This is a genomic window from Pseudoalteromonas sp. P1-9 (assembly GCF_001399975.1).
Lineage (GTDB): Bacteria > Pseudomonadota > Gammaproteobacteria > Enterobacterales > Alteromonadaceae > Pseudoalteromonas.
Map to the genome: position 1 here is coordinate 25952 of NZ_LKBD01000007.1, position 23019 is coordinate 48970.

Below are 23019 nucleotides of genomic sequence, written 5' to 3' on the forward strand. Positions count from 1 at the left end.
CTGAGCCGATACTTATGAAAACTCCAGTCATTATAAACATTTTGATTTTATGGGTCACTTTGTTGTTTGCAATACCTACAAACGCGTTTGCGGCAGCAAGCATTGGTGTGGCAAAAAATGCAGAACAAATAGGCCGACAAATAGAATATATCTTAACGGTTGAAAACCTCGGTGATGAAACATTAACAGATCTATCGCTGGTGGAAGATTTAGATACGGTTTTTGGGGCAGGCAATTATACATTGATCCAAATGCCTGCGCTGGTTTCAGGCAGTGGGGTATCATTTAACTCTGGGTTTAATGGTTCTGGGGATACCGAGATTTTTGCGTCAGGTACTTTGCCTGTCGGTAGCAGTGTTCAACTAAATTTTGTCGTGTCAGTCGATACGCCTACTGATCAAGGAAATGGTTTAGGGTTATATCATAACCAAGTATTAGCAACGGCAAACCCTGGGGCCATAACTGACTTATCAGATTGGGGGCTTGACCCAGACCCTAATAGTAACGGCGATGCGTCAGATGCTGGAGAAGATGATGTTACCCAAGTATACCTATTAGACAATCCTATCATTGGTGTTTCATTGACCGCGGCAGTTAGTGGGAACTCAGTTACTTTCGACTATTATCTTGAAAACTTAGGCAACGGCACTTTATCTGAGTTGTCACTAACTAACGACTTTGATGCGGTTTTTGGTAGCGGTAATTACTCGATTAGTGCTGCTCCAACTTTTATCCAAAATGGTGGTGGCATAGTGTTAAACAGCGCGTTTAACGGTAGTGCACAACAAGATTTAATCGCCTCATCCACGACTGTTAATACTGGTGCTTTGTCACAAGTAAGGGTTGTAGTTGACGTTTCTAATACAATAGATCTTGGGCAAGGTGATGGGGTTTATTCCATTCAAGCGCAAGCTGATGCCGAATCTAGTTTTGGAAAAAGTACGTCTGATTTGTCAAGTAATAGCAACCAGCCATCACAGGCTATTAATAATAGTACTGTGTTTACTATTGGCGAAACCGCAACTATTGGGCTTGCGTTAGATGCTGCTGTATCAGGTAATACTGTGACATATAGCTATTATATTGAAAACTTAGGCAATGTTGCATTAGAAAATATAGTTTTACCGAATGATTTAAACGCTGTTTTTGGTAACGGTAATTTCTTTATTTCTCAAGCCCCTAGCTTAGTCGATGATCCTGGTTCGATTACATTGAATGCTGATTTTGATGGTAATTTCGACACAAATATTGTTAGTTCAGGTAGCCTGGCAGTAGGTGATACTGCACAAATTAACGTTGTGGTTGAGCTTTTTGCTATATCTGATCAGGGCAATGGCCAGGGTATATATCAAAACCAGGCAACAGTCTCTGCTCAAACATCTGGCGGAGCAACAACTAGCGATTTATCTGATGCTGGCACAGACCCAGACCCTAATGGTAACGGTTTACCTTCTGAGGCTGGTGAAAATGACCTGACCCAAATTTCAATTTCTGAATCAGCTCGCCTAGGTATATCACTTGACTACGAAATATCGTTTAATGGCGTGGCAACGATTGATTTGATTTACACGGTTGAAAACTTAGGTAATGTGACAGTGTCTAATATTTCAGTTAGCTCTGATTTAGACTCTGTTTATGGTTCTGGAAATTATGTACATTCCGTAGACCCGACTTTTGTTTCAGGGGACGGTCAGTTTAATTACAACACAGCTTACAATGGCAGTTCCAATGCCTCATTATTGAACGCTGGCTCCTCGTTAGGCCCATCAGAAAAAGTAGTTTTTAAAACAACCGCTTTGCTTGTTTCTGTGACGGATCAAGGATTTGGTAATGGGGTTTATCAGCACCAAGTGACTGTGATAGGTACTGATCCAAGTACCAGTCTTATCAGTGACCTCTCTACAACAGGCAGTGTGCCTGATGCTAATAATGATGGCGATGCGTCAAATGATGCATCACCAACAGTTATAGATACTACCATCACGCGAAACGTGGGACTTGCTCTTGATGCCAATGTGGTCGGCAACCAAGTTACTTTAGACTATTATCTGGAAAATTTAGGGGATGCTGAGGTAAGTGATTTTTCACTCAGTCATCCACTGGACCAAGTGTTTGGGGCTGGAAACTACATTGTTAACTCAATTACTTTTGTAGATGACCCAGGCACACTGACAATTAATTCGAGCTTTGACGGCTCAACAATAGCAGAGTTACTCAATGCTACTGGCTCCCTGAGCGTGAGCGATACAGCTCAAATTCGGCTTGTATTGGAAATTTTAAAGGTTGAAAATACGGGGCTTGGTATTGGTAATTATAGCACCCAAGCAACATTGCAAGCGTTTAATAGCGACAATAATGGTGGGCCGGTTTCTGATGTATCAGACTTTGGCACTGATCCAGATCCTAACGGCAATGCAAATGCTGATGAAGCTGGAGAAAATGATGCAACAACATTCACCCTTGCTACTGATGGTGTCGTCGGAATTGCACTTGATGTTAGCAGTTCGGCCGATCAGGTTACTTTTGATATTTACCTTGAAAATTTAAGTGGTAGTACCGCTGGGAATTTAGCATTACCAGTCGATTTAGATGCAGTTTTTGGGCAAGATAATTATACAGTTAACACACTGTCATTTATCGATGACCCAGGCACAATAATACTCAATAGCGGTGCTTTTGATGGTTCTGCCGATACAGCTTTACTGGCGTCGTCTTCACTAACAAGCAATGATACCGCGCAGATTCGTCTTGTTATTGATGTGACAAACAAAGTTGATAACTTTGATTCAGGCGTAGGATATTACCAAGCACAGTTAGAGATACTTAACACGAGCGTTGCGGGTGTGACCGTGTCTGACTTAAGTGATGATGGTATTATGCCAGATCCGAACGCGGATAATGATCCAGGCACTGCCGGAGAAGATGATATAAGTACTTTTGTGCTTGGTGCCGGTGTTATTGGGGTATCAATGCAGGGCAGTGTAGATGGAAATCTAGCAACTTACCGGGTTTATGTTGAAAACTTCGGTGATGGTGAAGTTACTAATATTCAAATTCAAAACCCGCTTAACGCCGTTTTTGGTTCAGGTAATTACAGTGTTACAGCCCAGCCAACACATGTTAGTGGCGCGTCAACACTTACACTTAGCCCGCAATTTTTTGGTTTTAGTGTTTTCACATATATTGTTGCGGGTGGCAGCTTAGCGCCCGGTGAAATCAGTGTTTTTGAATATTCAATAAATATTACAAACGTTACGGACCAAGGTTTTGGGGTTGGCATTTATGATAACCAAATCACTGTTAATGCAACAGATTTAAATAGTAACCCACTTTCTGACGACTCTGATAACGGGATAAACCCTGATGAAAATGGTAATGGTGACCCAGATGATACGAACGAAGGAGATAAAACCCGTATCGCGATTGGCAGTGAGCCAGTCGTAGGTGGCGCACTTGACGTTAGTGTCACAACCAATCAAGTAACATTTGATTATTACCTTGAAAACTTTGGTACTGATGCGTTAGAAAACTTATCGCTAGTTAACGATTTAGATGCTGTGTTTGGTGCTGGAAATTATACGGTTACTCCGAGCGTATTTATTGATGACTCAGGTACAGTTACGCTTAATTCAAGCTTTGATGGCAGTGCTGATTCGCAATTACTTGTCATAGGCTCAAGCACTTTAGCCATTGGCGATACAGCGCAAATCAGGTTAGTTGTCACAGTTAATACAATTGAAGATCAAGGCACAGGTCTGGGCAATTATGTTAATCAGTTTGAAATAATCGCAGAGTCAACGGTGACTTCTGCAGTGGTATCTGATTTGTCTGATGCAGGCACTGACCCCGATCCAGATGGTGACGATAACCCGAGTGGTGTATTGGAAAGCGATACTAATACTTTTACTCTTTCTGATTCTGCTGTCGGCGTTGCGCTAGATATCAATGTTGTTAATAACATAGCTACGTTTGATTACTATATTGAAAATTTTGGTAATGTTGATGTTGATAACTTATCTCTTGTACAAGATCTCAATGCTATTTTTGGTAGTGGTAACTTTACATTAAATGCAGCTCCAGTACTTATTTCACAAATAAGGCAGGTGTCACTGAATACTTCATTTAATGGCACAAGTGATACTCAGTTGCTTTCTGCTAACAGTATTATAAAACCAAATGAGATCCATCAAGTGCGCTACTCGGTTACACTGGATACAGTTTCAGACATGGGTTCGGGTGTTGGTATTTATTCAGCAAGTACGACCTTTACTGGCGAGGATCCTAACGATTTAGTTGTAAGCGATAATTCTTACCCAGGAACTGATGCCGATCCTAATGGTAATAGTGATGCAACTGAGGCAAGTGAAAACCTCGCAACTGACTTTTCTGTATTGAAAGTCACCTCAGGCAATTTAGCTATTTCTGGCGCTACAGGTAATGGTGGCACCTTTATTGTGGGGGATACGTTAACTGTTTCATGGAATAACAGTAGTTCAGGTGATAACAATGCCAATACAATCAATAACGTTTCATTTGATCTGTCGCAGTTTGGTGGTGGCACAAGTGTAGCTGCAATCAACTCATCAGATGTATGGTCAGCATCTATGGTCATAATGGAATCCGGTGGTGCATCAATCGAAAGGATCGGTCTAAACTTTAGTGCGACGGCAAGCTCTGCGAGTGGGCTTTCAATGACCTCTGCAAGTATGGTTAACGCAGCACTCGACAATGTCTCGCCTAACATCTTAAGTGTTACTATTCCGAACTCTCCTGCTTTTGTCGGTACAGACATTCCTGTTTCTATTTTAACTTCTGATAATGGCCTGTCGCTCCAAACTGGTTTAGTAAACGGTATCGCTGTGAGTGACTTTTCTACAAATGGAACTAACAGCTACACCGCCGTCTATTCAGTTGTAGAGGGAAACACTGATCGCCTATCAAGTGACTCTATACCTGTTTCGCTTCAGGTTTCTGATACTTCAGGAAATCTAAGTACTCTTTACAGTACGCCGATAACACAGAATAATGATTCGATTGATGCAAATACCCCATCTGGTTATACAGTCGTTTTTGCTCAAACAGAGGTTTCGACTGTCAATGAAACAGCAAGTAGCGTGACTTTATCTGGTGTTGAAGTTGGTACTAGCTATTCGATTAGCATTACAAGTTCAAATGGTGGTGTGCCAGTAACAAGTTCTGGTTCGATTTTATCAAATCCGACAACACTCTCTAATTTAAATCTTTCAGCCTTGAATGATGGAGAGTTAACCGTCTCTTTAAGCTTGGGTGATGCAGGAAACTCCGGCTCACCTGTTACTGCAACAATTCATAAAAATACAGTAAAACCTAACGTAACGATCGGTAGTATAGCGGCCAATCAGAATTCACCATTTTCAGTTGACTTTACATTTAGTAAAAGTGTCACCGGGTTCGATTTAAGCGATATTACTTTGGTTAATGCAACCGCTTCTAATTTGACAGGAAGTGGCACACATTACAGCGCTTTGATAACACCGACTAATCAAGGAAACGTTTCGATAGATGTTGCGGCTGGTGCAGTGGTTGATAGTTTTGCCAATGGTAATACTGTTGCGACGACAGTAACCACTAATTATGACTCAATTTCTCCGGTAACTAATATTGCCCTGCCTTCAGCAAAGCAAACCGCGACGTTTAATGCAACTATCACATTTGGTGAAAATGTAACGGGCTTCGAATTGGCTGACATTGTTGCAACCAATGCGACGCTTTCAAATTTAACAGGTACTGGTGGCACATACACGTTAACCGTAACACCTACAAGTGATGGTCTAGTAACACTTAATATCGCTGCTGGCGTGGCTAAAGATATTGCCGACAATGACAATACAGCGGATCAAGCAAGTGTCGAATATGATGGTACAGCACCGACAACAACTATTTCACTGCCAAGTGGAGCGCAAAATACAGCATTTACAGCCACAGTGACTTTTGGAGAACCAGTTACGGGCTTCACGCAGTCAGACATTGTAGCGACGAACGCGACACTTTCAGGTTTTACGGGTTCTGGAACTAGTTATGCAATAACTGTTACGCCAGTAAATGATGGACAGGTTACCATTGATATCCCTGCGGGGGTTGCACAAGACGATGCAGGAAATGACAATACTGCAGCTCAAACTGCAAATATTATTTTTGATAATACAGCTCCTGTACCATCAATTCTAACATCATCTGGTAATCCCAACTCGGCCTTTGTTGCGACCATCTTATTTGATGAGTTAGTGATAGGATTTACACTAGATGATGTGACGGTAACAAATGGCACTTTATCTAACTTTTCGGGTTCGGGTGGTACCTATACTGTAACTGTTACTCCTAGTAGTGATGGCCAAGTGAATTTGAATGTTTTTGCAGGTGTTGTAACGGATAATGCTGGAAACAATAACATTGCAGCTCAAACTGTTAGTGTTGAGTTTGACGGCACGGCGCCAACAGTGGTTGTTTCAGGACCAAGTGTTACGCAGAACACTGATTTCACCGTAACGGTTACCTTTAGTGAAAGTGTTTCAGATTTCACGATTGCAGATATTCAAGTTGGCAATGGTAATGCATCAAATTTACAGGGCTCAGGCAGTTTTTATAGCGTCACTATTTCACCTAGCAGTGATGGACTAGTAACAGTTAATATTGGTGCATCAGCAGTAATTGATAGCGCCGGTAATGTTAATTCTGCAGCTCAAGAGTTCAGCGTTAACTATGACGGTACAGCACCTACAGTTGTGATTAATGGCCCAGAAACAATGCAAAACAATGATTTTGTTATTTCGGTCAATTTTAGTGAAAATGTTTCAGGGATTGCATTAAGTGATTTTACTGTATCAAATGCTGTGTTATCTAATTTGACGGGGTCAGGTGCAAATTACAGCATAACAGTTAACCCTAGCGCTGATGGTACAGTATCAATCCAGCTTGCAGCTGCTACAGTGAACGATGCCGCTGGAAATGATAATTCAGCGTCAAATAAATTTAGTGTTGATATCGATACCACAAATCCAACAGTTACGCTTTCAGCAACAGCGTCGGTAGTGAATACGCCATTTGAAATTGTTGCGCAATTTAGTGAGGTTATCTCTGGATTGAGTGGTAGAGCTTTTGCTGTAACTGGTGCGACGATTGATGGTTTTTCAGTATTATCTAACACTTCATTTAAGGTTAAAATTGTTCCGACTACTGTTGGTAAAATAACAGTTTCATTACCTCAAAACTCGGTGACAGATTTAGCTGGCAATCCTAACTTTGCATCAAATAAATTGGAGTTTGAATATAGTAATGAGGCTGTTTCTGTAAGTATTTCAGCTCCAGACAAAGCCAATGCGAGTTTTGAGTCGGTAATCGATTTCTCTACTGCTGTTTCCGGTTTTGAACTATCCGATATTCAATCGACTAATGCTAACATTTCAGGCTTCAAATCGTTAAGCGATTCTTCATATAGTGTTACCGTTAGCGGTGAAACTGTGGGCGATATTACGCTTAGAATTTTAGCGAATGCTGCCATTGATAAGTTTGGTAACGGTAGTACTGAATCACAACCTGTAACCGTAGCTTTTGATAACAAAGCTCCTAATATCATATCGAGAATACCGTTAAATAATAGTGACAATGTTTCTATATATTCTGATTTTGCAATTACTTTTGATGAATCAATCGTTTTAAATTCAGGTGAAGTTAAGCTTGTGAATTCGGCGGATAATTCAGTAATGATTGCCTCAAACGTTAATGTTGTTGGCAATTCACTTGAATTTGCGTTTAACGGCGATTTAAATGTTAATACTCGTTATCAACTTATGCTTGACCCAGCTATCGTGAGCGATGAGTTTGGCAATGCTGTTGGTGGTATTACTGAATGGTTCTTTACGACATCAAATACAGCGCCAATTGCAGAAAATGATAATGCTTTAACTCAAGAAGATTCAGCTATAGTTATTGACGTTGCCGCGAATGATACTGATAGTGATGGGCAGTTAGATTTAGGCTCACTTCAATTGTCACAACCCAGTAACGGTGTTGTCTCTGTTAAAGGAGTTGGATTGGTTGAATATAAGCCTAACCAAAACTTTAACGGTGCAGATAGCTTCACCTATACAATTGCAGATAATTCCGGAGTTCGTTCAAACGAAGCGACCGTTTCCGTCGAAATTACAAGCGTTAATGATGCGCCAAATTTTGTATCAAAACCGGTTACTTCAGTAGGGATTCTAAGTGAGTATCAATATCAGATTGAAGTGTCTGATATTGATTCAGAAACACTAACTACTACTATTGTTAGTGGTCCAGATTGGTTGTCATTAAATGACCAATTACTGCAAGGTACTGTACCTGCAAGTGTAAACGGTCAATCTTTTGAGATTACTCTTGAGGTATCTGATGGTGAGTTAGCAGAGCTGCAGCAGTTTACTTTAAAAGTTGTTGAATTTGATGAATCGCTTGTATCGATTGTGCAAGGCGTCAATGTTTCGCCGGTTTTAGTTCAAGAGGCGTTTGAACTGAGTGTTACGATTAGTAACGCCTCAACTCAAAGTATTGCACTTGAGCAGCTTTCGGTTGCACTTGAAGGTGTTGAAGTAGTATCTGCAGCAAGTGGTTGCACGCTTAATGAATCTTTATACTTATGCCAAGACGTGACGAATATTGACGCTGAAGAGTCTCTCGAGCTGGTATTCACATTACGTGGCGAGAGTGCAGGAGAATTAACTTCAGCTATTGCGCTAACTTATAATCAAGAGTTAACGAAACGAGACACATTTGTGCAAGTCATCGCAGAAGATGTATCAGATGAAAAAGGCAATATGCTACCGTTATCTGATGTAAATAGTTTTGCACTTGCAGATTTTAATAGTGACGGACTAATTGACATTGCTTTTGCTGCAAACAGTAACAGCGCAATTTTTATCAATCAGGGCGCTGGAAAATATGAATTAGGTGCTTCTTTCTTGGTAAATGAAAATGTTAAACATGTTGCCGTAGCCGACTTTAACACTGATGGTACTCTCGATATTGCCTTCGCAACTGAATCCGAATTGGGTTCTGGGGTGTTGTATAATGACGGTAACCTTGTATTTACAGATATTCAAATAGTATCGTCAATTCCAAGTCAGTGGGTGTTTACATTCGATATCAATGCTGACGCCCTGAATGATATTATCTTGCTTGATGATTCAGATAACGGTATTAGCATTATTACGCAACCTTTTGCTGTCGCATCGTTACTTGATAATACAGTACCTCAATCAAATGCTGTAATTGACAGTGAAGCAGCGTTTAATGACCTTGCTACTGGCGATTTTGATAACAATGGTTTAATCGATTTAGTGCTGGCGGTTGATGACGGTCCAGTTGAAATTTGGTATCAAGGTGGTAACGGCCAATTTGATATTCAACAAACTAAATTATTGAGCGCAAATAAGGTGAAAGTGTTAGATCTTAACGCCGATGGCATATTAGAGGTTGTTGCGATAACGGAGCAAGGGCTTGAAATTCTTGACGTCAATGATCAGGAATTACAGCGGGTATCCTCAGTAAGTTATTTATCATTTGATATTTCTTACCTAAATGGTAACCAGTCACCTGAAATTGTTATTTTGTCTGAATCAGGTAATATTTCGATTTTTGAATTCACACCGGAAGGTTATGCTTTACTACCAGTCGTGTTTGAGGCGCAACAAGGTCAAGATATTGCGTTAACAGATGTTGATTTAGATGGAGATTTGGATCTGATTATTTCCTCTTCAGGTGGCGATAACGAAGTGCGCTTTAATCAAGGGAATGGCATGTTTGGTGAGCAGACAACAGACCTAGTCTTAGTTTCTACGCCAGAATCAAACTCTCTTGTAGAAGGTGGCTCGTTCGAGTGGAACCTCATTGTGAGAAACCAAGGCTTAGCAAATGCAATAAGTCCAGAGGTGATGATTGCGTCTGATAATGTGGTCATTTCAGCAGTTGAATCTGAATTGCTTACATGCTCAGTTTCAGATACAGGTGTGATTTGTCAATATGATGGCGAGTTAGCGGTTGAACAGGAAACAAATGTTATTGTCTCATTGTTGGCCAGTAATCTTGGTACCGCCTCAGTCAAAGCTTATGTTAGCAATATTACAGTAGACGATAATCAGGACAATAACAGTACTCAGTTGGCGTTAGATGTGTCTGTTAAGCCTCCAGTTGTTAAACCTGAACCACCTAAGAAAAAGTCATCCGGTGGGGGTAGTTATCTACTCGTGATAGTTATATTCTTCTTACTAAGAAGAGTTAGATAGAAGCAAAAGGGGCGATAAGCCCCTTTTTCAACAAGATAGATGGATAATAATCAGTCAGTCGCCGTGCTATTGGCAACTTATAATGGGGAAAAATATCTAGCTGAGCAGCTAGATTCAATACTAAAGCAAAAAAATATTAATGTTCATATTATAGCAAGAGATGATGGCTCTACTGATAAAACAGTTACAATGCTTCACGAATACAGTAAAAAATATGCCCATAAAATAACTGTTATTAGTAAAAAATCGAATGAAAATGGTCATTTAGCCAACTTTTCAGCGTTATGCGAATATGCTTTGACGACATCTTTTGAATATTTTTGTTTTGCTGACCAAGATGATGTTTGGCATGACAATAAATTAAATCTTTTGTTATCTCGATTAATCAAGGCGCAAGGTGGCTCGTCTGTGCCGCTACTTGTCCATTCAGATATGCGGGTAGTAGACGAAGCATTAAGCTTAATAGACCCGTCTTTTGTTAATTATCAAGGCTTACCCGAACCAGATAAACACGACTTTCCTTTGTTTTGTCACCAAAATGTTGTAACTGGGTGCGCGACAATGTTTAATCGTGCTCTACTAGAGGTTGCCGCCCCTTTACCTCAGGGGTTACTTGTGCATGACTACTGGTTTGCATTGAACGCGAAAGTTTTTGGTCAACTGGTGTATGTGAATGATTCATTAATTGACTATAGACAGCACGGGATAAATTCAATTGGGGCTACAGAGATAAAGATTCAAAGGAGCTATGCTCGAAGTTATATTTATAAGATGGCGCTTCGTTATTTGAAGCTTTTTCCGTCTTATATTTATCAGTGCAAATTAATTACACAACAGCAAAATTATGACCTACATGCGAATGATTACCTTAACGGTTTTGCTGAATTAAATAAATACAATTTATTTAAAAGGATTCGATTAATAGCGGTGTACTTTCCAAATGCTAAAAGTTTAATGATGAAAATTTACTTTGTAATCTTGATGATAATACTACCTATCTTGGTGAAATGCAGATGATTACCATCGCAATCCCTTGTTATAAACCTGACTTTAACTATTTAGAACAGGCTATAAACTCGGTTTTAACTCAAAGCCTTGATTGCTACGAACTATTAATAGTAGATGGCGAAGAGGTTCCTAATTTAGAGTTGCAGAAACTAGCAAAAAAATATCAGCATGTGCCAGCAAGGTATATATATAATACAGCAGACAAAACCATGGCTGGAAATTGGAATTTTGCAATTCAATCCTCGCAAACTGAGCTCGTTACGCTGCTTCATAGTGATGATTTCTTAGAAACAAATTATATATTGAGAATGACTCAAATAGTTGGCTTACATCCTGGTGTGGCGGCGTACTTTTGTGGCGCAAGTATTGTTGATGAATCCTCAAGGACGATTATTTCCTTTCCTGATTTGGTTAAATATTTTATTCGACCAAGAACTAAATTTATCACTTTGCAAGGTGAGAAAGGCATCATTTCATTATTAAAAGGGTGTTATATATTCTGCCCGACTATATGCTATCGCAAATCGAAATTAGGTAACTGTGTATTCAATAAAAAATGGAAAATGGTAACCGACTTACAATTTTATATTGACCTACTGATAGCGAATAAACAAGTTTTAGGAGTACATGACAAGTTATATACTTATCGACGTCATAAGGAAAATCAAACTAGCAAATTAACAGTGAACTGTGAACGCTTTAACGAAGAGGTAATTATTTATGACCAAATTGCAAATTTGTTTAGTAATAGCTCAAAAGTAAAGCTAGTTGCGTCAAAAAAGCGAATAATTAAACTACATTTATTTTTTTTGATTGTAAAAAACATACTCTTTTTTAGATTTCAACTAGCTTATCGGTATTTTAAGTTTTTAAAAACGTCCGTTTAAGTGTAAAATCTTCGATTACGCATATTGAATATTGCACAATTACGATTTAGGCCTAGTTTAGATTACCATGGAAGACATTCTCGTTATCATTCCTGCACATAATGAAGAATCAACAATAGCATTAGTGATTGAAGATTTACGCAGTTTTGGATACCACAATATTTTAGTTGTAGATGATTGCAGTACAGACAATACAGCCATTTGTGCTAAAAATTCTGGTGTTAGTGTGATGTCGTTGCCTTATAATTTAGGCGCATGGAAAGCAACACAAGCGGGTTTACGTTACGCAAATAAAATTAATGCAAGGTTCGCTGTAACGTTTGATGCAGACCAGCAGCATTTAGCACAAGAAATTCATAAACTCCGCGAATTTCAAAAGAATGAAAAATTAAATATAGCTATCGGTTCATGTTTGACTCGAGGTTCTGTCGCAAGGCATATGGCATGGAAGTTTTTTAGAAAGCTATCAGGCGTTAAAGTTCAAGACTTGACTTCTGGTTTACGACTATATGATCAAAAAGCGATTAAAGTTCTTAGTCGTAAAGAAGCAAGCTTACTTGAATATCAGGATGTAGGTGTACTCTTATTATTGAGAACTTTCGAAATAACGAAAGGGGAAGTTGATGTTCAGATGCATGATAGAACTGTGGGTATATCTCGTATCTTCTATTCGTGGTGGGCTGTTTTCTATTATATGACGTACACAACGGTGCTTTGTTTAAGTAAATTAGCTAAAACAAATAAATTAATCTCGGCAGAGATTAAGGATTAACTTTGCAAGCGTATCAAGTTTTTACATCAATTATTGCTGTCATCTTTTTCTTATTTGTATTTGTGTTAATCCGGCGAGATTCAATTTTGATGGGTGCCGCTTTTCGTTGGTTAGTATTGGCATTAGCAATTTTAGTGCTTGGGATATATCCTCAGTTAGCTGATATTGTTGCTCAATGGGTTGGAATCGCTTACTCTCCAATTTTGCCAGTTATAATGGCCTGTTTATTATTAATGTTGAAAGCGCTAATAGCTGATATTGAAAGAGCTAAAACTCAAGTTAAATTAGACAGGATTGCACAAAAGCTTGCCATAGTTGAAATGGAACTTGAGCTGGTTAAGAAGAAACAAAATTAATTAAATTTAGTAACTAGCTCGACTAGATAAAAGTGAATCGTGCCATAAATTCGTAGAAGGATTTATTTGACTTATACAACTTAAACACTTTCTATAGCGATTTCCTCATATTTAATTGGTTGTATATTACTAACCGAAGTTAATAGGCGTAGTTTGGCAAACTAGTTCACTCCTCCCTGCGTTGATAGTCATAGTTTGACAAGGTTTTCCCAAGGGCTATCTTCGAGGATATACTCATGCAACATAGATAGAGAGCTCTCAAGCATTGTGAATTTTAATCGCGCGTTGTTTGTGTTTTTCCCATTTTGATTTTTCAGAAATGATTAGCTACTGAATAAAAGTTTATTTGCATCACTCAGTATTATTAGAGAAGATTTACCTAAATATTTTTACATATTCCAGTTGGAACGGATTAATGAACTACGACGTATTTAACGGTGATGCAGATGGCATTATCGCCCTTCTTCAATTGCAGCTTGCAAACCCTACTGAAAGTAAAAAAATTACTGGTGTTAAACGCGATATTCAATTGCTTAAACAGGTAGATGTTAAGCCAAGTGATAAAATTCGTGTACTCGATATTTCTATGGAAAAAAACATGGAAGCGCTTCATAAGTGCTTAGATAGCGGTGCAGAAGTATTTTATGTCGATCATCATCGTGCAGGTGAAATTCCAACAAGCGATAAATTAGCAGCACATATTGATTTAGACGCCAACACTTGTACAAGCTTGATTGTCAGTGATTTACTCGATAAGCAATATCATCTGTGGGCAATTACTGCCGCGTATGGCGACAATATGATTACTACTGCTGATGCAGAGGCAAGTAAACTCGGATTAACGCAAGAGCAAAAAGACAAGCTAAAAGCGTTGGGGGTTTATATTAACTATAACGGTTATGGTAGTTCGATTGAGGATTTACATTTTCACCCAGAAGCGCTGTTTGAATTATTGCTTGATTACCCATCACCTTTGCAAGTTATAGAGCAGAAAGATTCGATTTTTTACCAATTGGAATCGTTATATGAAGCCGACATGGCAAAGGCGCAAGCTGCGCAAGTGATGTATGAAAATAATGCGGTTAAAGTTATTTTATTGGAAGATGCACCATGGGCAAGGCGTGTAAGTGGCGTTTTAGGTAATGAACTCGCAAACCAATCACCAAATAAAGCGCATGCGGTACTCACTCATCATCAAGAGTCGGGCTATACTGTGAGTATTAGGGCGCCATTAAATAATAAACAAGGTGCAGACAAAGTAGTCACTCAATTTGCGACCGGTGGTGGGCGAGCAGCAGCAGCTGGAATAAACCAACTAGGTGAAAATGAACTCACGCGATTTTATCAAGTATTTGGCGATTACTACTCATAACGTTTAAGGATTTAACACATGACGGTACTGGTTACTGGTGGGGCGGGATATATTGGCTCGCATACTGCAGTTGAGCTTTTGCAAACGAATCTTGATGTTGTTGTCATTGATAACTTATCAAATTCATCCGAAGAAGCGTTAAAGCGTGTTCAGCATATCACAGATAAGTCAGTAACATTTTATCAAGGTGATATTTTAGATTCTGAGTTGTTAGATTCAATTTTTGCTAAGCATAGTATTGATAGTGTTGTTCATTTTGCAGGGCTAAAGTCCGTGAATGAGTCTATTACCATGCCGTATAAGTATTATGAAAATAACGTTCAAGGCACGCTTAATCTGCTTGCAGCAATGGATAGAGCAGGTGTTAACAAATTAGTCTTTAGCTCGTCTGCAAATGTTTATGGCACGCCAGAATCACTACCTGTCGTTGAGACCGCTCCGGTAGGGGGAACAAGCAACCCTTACGGAACATCCAAATACATGGTTGAACGTATTTTACAAGATTTAGCTGCATCAAATGAAAAGTGGCGTTTTGCAATTTTACGTTATTTTAATCCAGTAGGTGCGCATAAATCGGGTCAGATTGGTGAAGATCCTAACGATATTCCAAACAATTTGTTGCCTTACATTTCACAAGTTGCTATCGGCAAATTAGCTTGTTTAGGCGTGTTCGGTGATGACTACGACACGCCGGATGGTACAGGTGTACGTGATTATATTCATGTGGTTGACCTTGCACTTGGTCATTTAAAGGCGCTCAGCAAGTTAGAATCAGCTAGTGGGGCGTTAGTCTATAACTTAGGCACGGGTAATGGTTTCTCTGTACTTGAGATGGTCAAAGCTTTTGAAGCGGCCTCCAAAAGAACCGTTAAGTTTGAAATACAACCTCGTCGCCCTGGCGATATTGCAGTATGTTATGCAAATCCTGAAAAAGCTAAAAAAGAATTAGGCTGGGTAGCAGCGCTCGGACTAGACGATATGATGGTCGATGCATGGCGCTGGCAAGAGCAAAACCCTAATGGCTACACTGAAAACTAATTAATAAAAAGGATGCTTACGCATCCTTTTTAATGATTATTACTTGCTACCACTCAAAGGGAACAAGTCATTGATCTCATTTGGTAAAAATGGCCTTCCCTTTTCATTTACTGATGTGCCAATAACAAGTGCCTCTACAGCTACTTTGTTATCTTTTTTTCTCACAACGCGTTGGCGAAAACCAAATTTTAGTTTTGAAATGCGTTCTGGGCTCACTTCAACATAAAACTCGTCGCCCGGTTGCAATGAAGTTTTAAAATCAATTTCGCTGCGTATTACCACTAAGTTGATCTTATCGGCTGCTAGTTTGGCAAAATCGACATTGTTGGCATATAAAAACTCGTGGCGTGCATGTTCTAGGTAATTAAAATACACACCGTTGTTTACAATGCCTTGTAAGTCACATTCGTAATCTCTTACTTTTAGTTCTATTCGAAAGGTCATAAATTAGTACTCAAAATTTTTTTAGCAGTTTACCTAAATCTTTGATTAAAGAGGTATGACTTATGCTCTCAAATACGAACTTTTCTCGCTTACACAATTAACTTCTTATAAACTATGCGGCAATTACTATATATCAAAGATGGGATGCCAAAGTGAAAACCAGCTTAAAACTCGTTTCTGCAGCTATTCTCGCGTCAATTTCAGCAACCAGTGTTGCTAATCAAGAACCAGACAATATTGAAGTTATTACCGTTACTGGTGACTTTAAAAAAGAAAGTATTCAAACGTTAAGCGCAAGTGTGCATGTACTTGGTGAGCAAGATATTGCAATGCGTAATGCCGTGCATTTGGATGAAATGTTAAATACGGCTGCTAACGTTAATTATACGTCTGGCGCATCGCGTGGACGTTTTATTCAAATTCGTGGTATCGGTTTACGTTCGCAATTTGTTGACCCAATTAATCCATCAGTAGGGTTATTAATTGATGGTATTAATTACTCTGGTTTAGGCGGAGCAGCGTTGTTGTTTGATACACAGCAAGCTGAGATTTACCGTGGCCCTCAAGGAACACGCTTTGGTGCAGACGCTCTGGCAGGCATGATCCACATTGATACAAACGAAGCTACAACAGATGCGCGCGCCAAATTGCAGCTCGGTGCCGGAAATTACAATTCTTATAACCTCGGTGTTGCTGCTGGTGGCGGTATTGATGATGTTGTTGGTATGCGTGCTAGCGTGTACCAAAATAGCTCAGATGGTTATGTTGATAACATTTACTTAAATGAGTCTACCCAAGATCAAGATGAACTGGTTGCACGTTTTAAAGCAAAAACAGATTTCAGCGATGTGTTTGTTAGTGAATTGAATCTACATTATATCGATATTGAAAATGGTTATGATGCCTTTACCCTCGATAACTCACGTAAATCAGTAGCTGATCAGCCAGGACAAGATAACCAAGAAAGTTACGGCGTTAGCTGGCGCAATAGTTTTTCAGGTTTTGATAGTTTTGATATCAATTTCAATGTTAGCGCGCTTAATGCTGATTTATTGTATAGCTATGATGAAGATTGGGTATGTAATGACCCAGAAGAAGCAGAACTATGCAGTGCGGGTCTTCACTCTTGGGGATATAGTTCGACCGATGCGTATGATCGAGAGCGTAAAGACCGCTCCGTTGAATTAAATGTGCAAAGCAAAGAAGGGACTTGGATTGGCGGCGTATATTATCAAAGCAAAGAAGTTGATTTAACACGCGCTTATACATGGCAAGCACAAGACTTTGAGTCAAATTATCAAGTAGATAATATTGCTGTATTTGGTCAATTAGAAACACGCATTGATGATCGTACGGTTTTGATTACGGGTTTGCGTGCAGAAAATTACCAAGGTGATTACTTTGATAACAACGGCTTTTTAGAATCAGTTGATGATTCAATGGTAGGCGGAAAACTTGCACTTGAGCATCAAGTTAACCAGCAAGCGATGATCTATACCAGCCTCACGAGTGGTTACAAAGCGGGTGGTATCAATGGTGAAGCACTAGCAAAAGCGCGAGATGAAGGCGTAGATCAAAGTTTCTTTGAAACCATTAAATATTTTGATCCAGAGTATTTATGGAGCGGCGAGTTTGGCGTTAAAGGCATGTCTAAAGATAAGCGACTGGTACTTCGTTTAGCTGCGTTTTATATGTACCGCGATAATATGCAAGTTAAGGCGTACAAAGAATACAAAGCCGATGAAACGTCAGAGCCTGTATTCGTTGGTTACCTTGATAACGCAGCTAGTGGCCGTAACTACGGTATCGAAATCGATGGACGTTATCAGTTAACTGAACGCATAAGTTTAAATGGTGCGGTAGGTTATTTACGTACCCGAATGGATGACTTTGTTAATGCTGATGGCGAGAGCAAAGATGGCCGCGAACAAGCCCAGGCACCGCGCTACAACTATGCCTTCTCGGCACGTTTCGATGCAACGGAAAATCTATACGTTAATTTAGGTATTGAAGGCAAAGATGACTACTATTTCTCAGATAGTCACGACTCAAGGGCTGAAAGTGTAAATCTGGTTAATGCTAAGATTGGTTATAGCCGCAATGCATGGGAAGTAAGTGCTTGGGTGCGCAATATGTTTAATCAAGATTACGCAACTCGAGGTTTTGAGTTTGGTAATGACCCGCGAGATTTTTACGAGACGCACACTTATGTGCAATTTGCTGAGCCGCGTATGGCTGGTGTAAGTTTTACCTATCAGTATTAATTCAATTATAAGTAATGTGTTTGGGTTTCAGATGTGGCTGTTAGGCTCTTCTGAAACCTGAAACCTGAAACCTGAAACCTGAAACCTGAAACCTGAAACCTGAAACCTGAAACCTTAAAGCAAAAGCTATGAAATTATCTGTAGAAATTAGTAAATACCCGCTGCATCAAGATTATATTCCATTTATCAAAGGGTTTATTGACCGTTTAAACGAGAACGCAAACCTAGAAGTGATTACTAACACCATGTCTACGCAGGTGTTTGGTGACTACGATGAGGTAATGAACGCAGTAACGAGTGAAATTAAACGTTCTCACCAAGAATTTGGTAAGGCAATTTTTGTGTGTAAATTTATTGGTGGTGATTTATCACCTAACAAAGAGGTGTAAATGGAATTTTTATCACAAGCCTTAAGCGGTTTTACAGCAATGAGCTATTGGGAATATATCGCGGTAGCGCTTGGCCTTGCTTACTTAGTGTTTGTGATGAAAGAAAGTTTGTGGGCGTGGCCTTGTGCCTTTGCAAGTACCTTTATTTACACTCTGCTATTTTGGAACGGTGCTTTATTAATGGAATCATTGCTGAATTTTTATTATTTGGCAATGGCGGTTTATGGTTTCTATTGTTGGAAAAATGGTAAAGAAAAAAAAGAATTACCCATCTCAAGTTGGCAGTTTAATACCCACCTTATCATTATCACAGTAACCAGTTTAATTGCACTACCCTTGGGTTATGTGATGGATAATTACACGCATGCAGATTTTGCTTACCTAGACTCCTTTACTACCTGTTTCGCGGTAATGACTACATACTTAGTTGCCAAAAAGGTACTTGAAAACTGGCTTTACTGGCTAGTGATTGATGCGGCATCTATTTATCTGTATCTACAAAAAGGGTATTATCCAACAGTTGTACTATTTGCGATTTATACCGGTATGGTGATTTGGGGCTATTTGCAATGGCGCCAGCATTTTCAGCTGCAAAGAGAGTTGGCTTTTGCTTAATCAATGCCAAGACTATCTAGTTAAACTTGGTTTAGAGTTTGTTGCTAAAAAAGCGCTTTATCTTACTCAAGGCGTTAATAATACCTGTTTTCGGGTTGAAACCCTGTGTGGAAAAACTCTGCTATTAAAGCATTTTGATCGTGAAAATAACTTCAAAGTGACTATAGTTGAGCAGCTCTTAGCAAAAGAAGATGTTGTGCCAAGCGTTATAGCGACTAGTGAAAAACATAAGCTGATTGCTTATCAATTTATTGAAAGCGTAGAGTTTAATAAATCGCTTCACCTTAAATCGTTAGTCGCAAAACTAGTTGTTTTACACAATTTGAATAGTGACTATGACTATGAAGAGATAAATCTAAGTACACTCTTTAGTAGTTACACTGAGCTAGCAGAATATAAAAATTATCAAACAACAATTAATCAATTACTTGCGAAATTAAAAAATTACCCATGTGAACTTGGCGTGTGTCATAACGACTTAGTGCGAGAAAACCTAATTTTTTCAAATAAAACGAGTTGGTTAATCGACTTTGAATATGTGGGAATTAACGATGTTTACTTTGATTTAGCAGCGCTTTGTAGCTCACTGATAATTAATAACAATGACAAAAAACACTTGCTTGCATGCTATTTTAAGTTGCCGAGCGTGTCTTCACAGCAACTAGAAAAGCTAGACTTATATCAGCAGCTTTATAACTTCATTTGTTACTTTTGGTATTTAAAGCATGGCTTTAAAAACCATGCTTTAGCACTAAAACCGTTTATAAACGATTAAATACCACCAATACGCTCAGCTAATTCTTTATAGCGTTTTACATCATCTTCTTTAAATTTGGCATTGCCTGCATCGTCTTTTTCAGCCGCAATTAATAAGCTTTCACGCTCTAAACGACGGACGCGTTCTTCTTTTACGCCAAGAAATTCTGCAACTTGTTCTGTAGTCATTAATGCCATTTTGTTCTCCTAATACTTAGGCATGCTTCAAGTGAATCTTTTAATTAAAGCTTTTTTTCTTAAAAAATGCGAGTAAATTACAACTTAATTGTAACTATCTTGTTGATATATTAGCCAAGTAAGTTTCCATTCGCTGGTAATTCGAAGGTTTAGCCATTATTATTGTCGCCGTGCTCTCGTGGTGAAATGGATATCACGTGGCCCTCCGGAGGCCGAGTTCTAGGTTCGATCCCTAGCGAGAGCGCCAATTCTTATTTGGCACAGTCAATTACTTCTCCATTGGTCTTATCAGCGTAATCTTTTATTGCGTCGCTTAACATAAACACATAGAATTCAATCGTTACTTGTCGGAGTGCCTTTTACTTTTTGAGTAAAACTAAGGCTGAGATCGCATAAGCGGGATCCGTGAACCTGAATAGATTAGTATCTACGTAGGAAACAAGCAGCTTGGTGGCAAGCGTTTGTTTGCCATTTGGCAAAAGACCTTTTCACTGTTGTCTTAATTATATTAAGAACTGCCTCCTAGGCGCTGTGTGCGCTTCAATCATCACGAACTTTGGCAAGACCGTCACTCGATTTAATTATTTAAAGGTGCGTCATGTCACAAAGTAATACTAAGCCAGCAAATCAAATGAGCCGTCGCGAAGCGCGACAAGCGGCATCTGATTATATATACAACCTAAAAACTCAGCCGTTTCCTAATTCTCAAAAAATTTATGTAGAAGGAAATAACCCGGGCGTACGCGTTGGTATGCGCGAAATCACGCTAAGTGATACCTTTGCTGGTGGTACAGAAGAAAACCCTATTTTTGAAAAGAACGAACCGGTGCGTGTTTACGACACATCGGGCCCTTATACCGACCCAAATGCCGAACTGAATGTTGAAGTTGGTTTACCAAAATTCCGTCAAGCGTGGATTGAAGGCCGTGATGATACCCAAGAGCTAGTGTCTGTAACCTCGCAATACACGCAACAGCGTATGGCTGACGAAGGGTTAGATCATTTACGTTTTGAGAATTTACCAAAAGTGCGCTGTGCTAAAGCGGGTAAAAACGTTACGCAAATGCACTATGCGCGTCAGGGTATTATCACGCCGGAAATGGAATACGTTGCCATTCGTGAAAATATGGGCCGTGAAAAAATTCGTGAAGAAATTTTAGCGCAGCAACACAAGGGCGAATCGTTTGGTGCAGAGCTGCCAGATTTTATTACCCCAGAATTTGTTTGTGATGAAATTGCACGCGGCCGTGCGGTATTACCAAATAATATTAACCACCCAGAGTCTGAGCCGATGATTATTGGCCGTAATTTCTTGGTTAAAGTAAATTCAAACATTGGTAACTCGTCAGTATCAAGCTCAATTGAAGAAGAAGTTGAGAAGCTTGTATGGTCAACACGCTGGGGTGCCGATACGGTAATGGATTTATCGACAGGCCGTTATATTCATGAAACACGTGAATGGATTGTACGTAACTCGCCAGTGCCAATTGGTACCGTACCAATTTACCAAGCGCTTGAAAAAGTAAACGGTGTAGCAGAAGACCTCACGTGGGAAATCTTTCGCGATACGCTAATTGAACAAGCAGAGCAAGGTGTGGATTACTTTACCATTCACGCAGGTGTATTGCTTCGCTACGTGCCAATGACGGCAAAACGTGTCACTGGTATTGTGTCACGCGGTGGTTCAATTATGGCAAAGTGGTGTTTAGCGCACCATAAAGAAAACTTCTTATACACTCACTTTGAAGAAATCTGTGAAATTTTAAAGCAATACGATGTGTGTTTCTCACTCGGTGATGGCCTGCGTCCAGGTTCTGTGGCTGATGCAAACGACGAGGCGCAATTTTCAGAGTTACGTACTTTAGGTGAGCTAACTCAAATTGCTTGGAAACACGATGTACAGGTCTTCATCGAAGGCCCAGGACACGTGCCAATGCATATGATCAAAGCCAATATGGACGAGCAGCTTAAGCATTGTCATGAAGCACCATTTTATACCTTAGGTCCACTAACAACCGATATTGCACCGGGTTATGATCATTTCACATCGGGTATTGGCGCGGCGCAAATTGCTTGGTACGGCACAGCAATGCTGTGTTATGTAACGCCAAAAGAGCATTTAGGTTTACCGAATAAAGATGATGTTAAGGAAGGCCTTATTACCTATAAGATTGCAGCCCATGCAGCAGATTTGGCAAAAGGTCACCCAGGTGCGCAAATTCGCGATAACGCACTTTCTAAAGCACGCTTTGAGTTCCGTTGGCACGATCAGTTTAACCTTGGTTTAGACCCTGAGCGCGCGCTTGAGTACCACGATGAGACCCTTCCGCAAGAGTCAGGCAAAGTTGCACATTTTTGTTCAATGTGTGGTCCTAAATTCTGTTCGATGAAAATCACCCAAGAAGTGCGTGATTATGCGAAAGATTTAGAAAGTCAGGGCGTAGATATTTCTGATGCAAATGCAATTGAAATCAAAATGATTGATGTTGAAGCTGAAATGAAAGCGAAATCAGAAGAGTTTAAATCAGCAGGTTCTGAAATTTATCAGAAAGTGTAAAACAGTAATAAGCATTCAGAATTCAGTAAGTAAAGGTACTGAATTCTGATTCTTCATTAACTGCTTGG

The 23019-nt window shown here is 39.6% G+C and carries 14 protein-coding genes, 1 tRNA gene and 1 riboswitch; of the genes, 13 read left to right on the forward strand and 2 right to left on the reverse strand.

Annotated features, from left to right (window positions below):
* Positions 1 to 14: 14 nt before the first annotated feature.
* The 7 genes from AN214_RS06875 to galE all read left to right on the forward strand — a co-directional run bounded on the left by AN214_RS06875 (position 15) and on the right by galE (position 15728).
* On the forward strand, positions 15 to 10295 hold the full coding sequence (locus AN214_RS06875; RefSeq protein WP_054979041.1) for an Ig-like domain-containing protein: 10281 nt from the start codon (positions 15 to 17) through the stop codon (positions 10293 to 10295).
* A gap of 39 nt (positions 10296 to 10334) precedes the next feature.
* A complete protein-coding gene (locus AN214_RS06880) occupies positions 10335 to 11312 on the forward strand; it encodes a glycosyltransferase family 2 protein (protein WP_054979042.1) in 978 nt (325 codons plus the stop codon).
* Complete coding sequence (locus tag AN214_RS06885; RefSeq protein WP_054979043.1) at positions 11309 to 12190, forward strand: glycosyltransferase; 882 nt, start codon at positions 11309 to 11311, stop codon at positions 12188 to 12190. Before AN214_RS06880 ends, AN214_RS06885 begins: the two co-directional genes overlap by 4 nt.
* A gap of 67 nt (positions 12191 to 12257) precedes the next feature.
* Positions 12258 to 12962 (forward strand): glycosyltransferase family 2 protein, encoded by a 705-nt coding sequence (locus tag AN214_RS06890; protein WP_054979044.1) that lies wholly within the window; start codon positions 12258 to 12260, stop codon positions 12960 to 12962.
* Between the two features lie 2 nt (positions 12963 to 12964).
* Positions 12965 to 13318, forward strand: a complete 354-nt coding sequence (locus tag AN214_RS06895) for a DUF2304 domain-containing protein (protein WP_054979045.1) — start codon at positions 12965 to 12967, stop codon at positions 13316 to 13318.
* A 415-nt stretch (positions 13319 to 13733) separates the two neighbouring features.
* On the forward strand, positions 13734 to 14690 hold the full coding sequence (locus AN214_RS06900) for a hypothetical protein (protein ID WP_054979046.1): 957 nt from the start codon (positions 13734 to 13736) through the stop codon (positions 14688 to 14690).
* A gap of 18 nt (positions 14691 to 14708) precedes the next feature.
* Complete coding sequence (gene galE / locus AN214_RS06905) at positions 14709 to 15728, forward strand: UDP-glucose 4-epimerase GalE (RefSeq protein WP_054979047.1); 1020 nt, start codon at positions 14709 to 14711, stop codon at positions 15726 to 15728.
* Between the two features lie 39 nt (positions 15729 to 15767).
* On the opposite strand, the gene AN214_RS06910 is transcribed toward galE, so the two are convergent.
* Positions 15768 to 16172 carry a thioesterase family protein gene (locus tag AN214_RS06910; RefSeq protein ID WP_054979048.1) on the reverse strand — a complete coding sequence of 135 codons (405 nt, stop codon included), beginning with the start codon at positions 16170 to 16172 and terminating at the stop codon, positions 15768 to 15770.
* A gap of 152 nt (positions 16173 to 16324) precedes the next feature.
* On the opposite strand from AN214_RS06910, the gene AN214_RS06915 reads away from it, so the two are divergent.
* From AN214_RS06915 to AN214_RS06930, 4 genes are all read left to right on the forward strand, one after another.
* Positions 16325 to 18436 (forward strand): TonB-dependent receptor, encoded by a 2112-nt coding sequence (locus AN214_RS06915; RefSeq protein ID WP_054979049.1) that lies wholly within the window; start codon positions 16325 to 16327, stop codon positions 18434 to 18436.
* Between the two features lie 128 nt (positions 18437 to 18564).
* Positions 18565 to 18825 carry a YkoF family thiamine/hydroxymethylpyrimidine-binding protein gene (locus AN214_RS06920; protein ID WP_054979050.1) on the forward strand — a complete coding sequence of 87 codons (261 nt, stop codon included), beginning with the start codon at positions 18565 to 18567 and terminating at the stop codon, positions 18823 to 18825.
* Positions 18826 to 19440 carry a nicotinamide riboside transporter PnuC gene (pnuC, locus tag AN214_RS06925; protein ID WP_054979051.1) on the forward strand — a complete coding sequence of 205 codons (615 nt, stop codon included), beginning with the start codon at positions 18826 to 18828 and terminating at the stop codon, positions 19438 to 19440.
* A complete protein-coding gene (locus tag AN214_RS06930; protein WP_054979052.1) occupies positions 19433 to 20215 on the forward strand; it encodes a phosphotransferase in 783 nt (260 codons plus the stop codon). The genes pnuC and AN214_RS06930 overlap by 8 nt, the downstream gene beginning before the upstream one ends.
* Here AN214_RS06930 and AN214_RS06935 read toward each other — a convergent pair.
* Entirely contained in the window at positions 20212 to 20394 is a 183-nt protein-coding gene (locus AN214_RS06935) for a helix-turn-helix domain-containing protein (RefSeq protein ID WP_054979053.1), read from the reverse strand. The genes AN214_RS06930 and AN214_RS06935 overlap by 4 nt on opposite strands.
* A gap of 172 nt (positions 20395 to 20566) precedes the next feature.
* Between AN214_RS06935 and AN214_RS06940 the strand changes: the two genes are divergently transcribed.
* Both AN214_RS06940 and thiC read left to right on the forward strand, forming a co-directional pair.
* A tRNA-Arg gene (locus AN214_RS06940) sits at positions 20567 to 20641 on the forward strand.
* Positions 20642 to 20732: 91 nt separating this feature from the next.
* Positions 20733 to 20849: riboswitch (TPP riboswitch) on the forward strand.
* Between the two features lie 143 nt (positions 20850 to 20992).
* Positions 20993 to 22951, forward strand: coding sequence for a phosphomethylpyrimidine synthase ThiC (gene thiC, locus AN214_RS06945; protein WP_054979054.1), 1959 nt, complete (start codon positions 20993 to 20995; stop codon positions 22949 to 22951).
* Positions 22952 to 23019: the final 68 nt, after the last annotated feature.

Bases quoted from the DNA above. Each gene is read 5' to 3' on its own strand.
- AN214_RS06875 (WP_054979041.1), top strand. From the start codon at position 15: ATGAAAACTCCAGTCATTATAAACATTTTGATTTTATGGGTCACTTTG.
- AN214_RS06880 (WP_054979042.1), top strand. From the start codon at position 10,335: ATGGATAATAATCAGTCAGTCGCCGTGCTATTGGCAACTTATAATGGG.
- AN214_RS06885 (WP_054979043.1), top strand. From the start codon at position 11,309: ATGATTACCATCGCAATCCCTTGTTATAAACCTGACTTTAACTATTTA.
- AN214_RS06890 (WP_054979044.1), top strand. From the start codon at position 12,258: ATGGAAGACATTCTCGTTATCATTCCTGCACATAATGAAGAATCAACA.
- AN214_RS06900 (WP_054979046.1), top strand. From the start codon at position 13,734: ATGAACTACGACGTATTTAACGGTGATGCAGATGGCATTATCGCCCTT.
- galE (WP_054979047.1), top strand. From the start codon at position 14,709: ATGACGGTACTGGTTACTGGTGGGGCGGGATATATTGGCTCGCATACT.
- AN214_RS06910 (WP_054979048.1), bottom strand. From the start codon at position 16,172: ATGACCTTTCGAATAGAACTAAAAGTAAGAGATTACGAATGTGACTTA.
- AN214_RS06920 (WP_054979050.1), top strand. From the start codon at position 18,565: ATGAAATTATCTGTAGAAATTAGTAAATACCCGCTGCATCAAGATTAT.
- pnuC (WP_054979051.1), top strand. From the start codon at position 18,826: ATGGAATTTTTATCACAAGCCTTAAGCGGTTTTACAGCAATGAGCTAT.
- AN214_RS06935 (WP_054979053.1), bottom strand. From the start codon at position 20,394: ATGGCATTAATGACTACAGAACAAGTTGCAGAATTTCTTGGCGTAAAA.
- thiC (WP_054979054.1), top strand. From the start codon at position 20,993: ATGTCACAAAGTAATACTAAGCCAGCAAATCAAATGAGCCGTCGCGAA.